Source organism: Paenibacillus motobuensis (assembly GCF_039521865.1).
GTDB classification, from domain to species: Bacteria; Bacillota; Bacilli; order Paenibacillales; family Paenibacillaceae; genus Fontibacillus; species Fontibacillus motobuensis.
Map to the genome: position 1 here is coordinate 1 of NZ_BAAACX010000030.1, position 2,136 is coordinate 2,136.

General features: G+C 51.7%; 1 protein-coding gene. It reads right to left on the reverse strand.

The genetic code is table 11. The annotated features are described in order from the left end of the window. Positions 1 to 299 precede the first annotated feature (299 nt). Positions 300 to 2,078 (reverse strand): phage terminase large subunit, encoded by a 1,779-nt coding sequence (terL, locus tag ABD014_RS24780; RefSeq protein WP_343865952.1) that lies wholly within the window; start codon positions 2,076 to 2,078, stop codon positions 300 to 302. Between the last annotated feature and the right edge of the window lie 58 nt (positions 2,079 to 2,136).

Below are 2,136 nucleotides of genomic sequence, written 5' to 3' on the forward strand. Positions count from 1 at the left end.
TCGCGCGAATCCATTCCTTTTCCGCTCTCGTATGTCGGCGGCTCGCCTGTTAACAAGTCCGCCGGTTTCGTGAGCAGGATGTCCATAAGGTTAACCGCGATGAATAACGTTTCGAGCTGCGCGGCGTGCGGCGTGTCTTTTAGTAGTGTCGAGGCGCGTTCGTAGATTTCCGGATGGCGTCCGTCAAAAATAATACGACCGCGCTTATATCGGGCCAGGCGTGGGATATCGCGTTCTGGTGGGTATTGCGCGCCGGTTGTGAATAGTTTCGAAATAGTAGTCGTCCTCCTTCCGTCGTTTTACGCCCAAGCGGGCTTATTGCGGACTTTTTTCCGCGCTCTTCCTGCAATACTTACCGCCATTTCAAGTGCATCCGGAAGGTCGTCGTGTGATCCAGCCGGATACATTTCGAATTGCTCGAGGAGTAGCGCGTGTTTTTTTGTAAACTGAATAGCGCCATTTTCGATATCCGGAAGCAGCGCCTCAATACGTAAATCTTTACGCGACCGTTGGTGGATCTCTTTAACACGCGCCTTCGCAGGGTATCCAGCCGCGGTCAGCGCTTCTTTCAACTTCTCTACGAAAAACTCTTGCGCAGCCTGCGCCTCTGCTGCGATAGCGCTCGGCTGATAGCGCAAAGTTTTCTCGACAATCACACGCAAAAAAGCGTCCGGCTTTATCCTCTCGCCGAACGCATCTATCACGTATTTAGTTCCGGTCTTCTTATGCCGGGCTATCGTAACAATCGCGGAATAGTCGCCGCGTGTCTTTCCCATCGCGAAGTCAACGCCCATGTAAACGTCATACTCGTCAACGGGCCGCGGATACTGAGAAAACACTTCGTTGAGCTTTCCGTCCCAATAAGAAAAAGTCTCCGGATTGAATATCATTGATTCCTCATTGACCGGATTATTCTGGTACTCCGTATTAAACGCTTTGGAGCCGTTATCCCATTTCCACGTCATCAACTTCCATATCGGCTGCGCTTCCGGCCACAAAACGACGGCCCCACGATCCATTTCTTCGCGATTAGCCTCGTAGAGTGTCCGAGCGTCCTTAACGCGTTCTTCTTTCGGTCTGTCCGGGTCCTTATAGACGAGACGACACGCTTCCCACAAATCCATACGCTCCGGCCAATCGATGACCGCGCGATAAACCCTGCTCTTAAAGTCCGATCGATTATATAACACGTCAACGAGGAGCGCCTCGTGATGGACCGTTGTTCCCATGTACACGAAGGCCGTCTTCTTTCCGCGCGGATCACCGAGAGGGACGACCGTCTGCGCAAACCAGTCCTTGAGCTTGCGCCGTAGTTCCGGTGTTGATGCGTTACCGCCCGGCCGCGCATCCTCTAAATCGTCGCAGATAATCAAATCCGGACGAACCCCGTTCCAGTTCCGTCCGCGCAACGCTTGTCCGGTTGAGGCTGCTTCTACCTTCGTAAGCAAACGCTTTGTTCCGTCTTCTCGCGACTCCCATGCGATAAACTCGGACGAGTTATCTTTCGGGTTCTCTTGCTGCTTTTGCGATAGAAGCGGTCCGAAGTCCGCCCGGAGTTTCGTGTTAATCTTTAATTGCAGCGCGATCCAATCGAGGTTAGAGCTTGATACTGTCGGTGTCTCCGAAATAAGAATCGAGTATTTCCGTTTCCTATATGCAATCTCGCGAATCGGAAACGCCTTTGATAAATACGTAGATTTCGCGTGAGAACGAGGTGCCGCCTCCGCTACCTTATCGTTTGTATGGACGTTCGATACATCGTCCATTAACGCGCAGATTTCACGGTGAAATGCGGGCGCTTCGTTATAATCCACGATGTCGAATCCGTCCCAATTCCCGTCATTTCCGGGATTCCGCGCATCCGAAAAGTATTCGAGTGCGAACTCGATTAAATTCGTTTCGCAGCGATGTATTCGTTCCAGGCGCTCATACTCCGTTAAGGCTGCGTCTATTTCCGTCGCGTCATCCGGAGGGAGGTCAGCCAACTCGACATGGAACGTCTTAGTTTCGCGATCATAAATCGTATCGATTAACGTCAACAATTCCGTGATTTTTTCTTCGCGCTCTGTCCGCGTCAACCATTTACCATTAACCCAAGCGATAGGCGCCGCCTCCCTTCCGTGTTTTTACGTGATT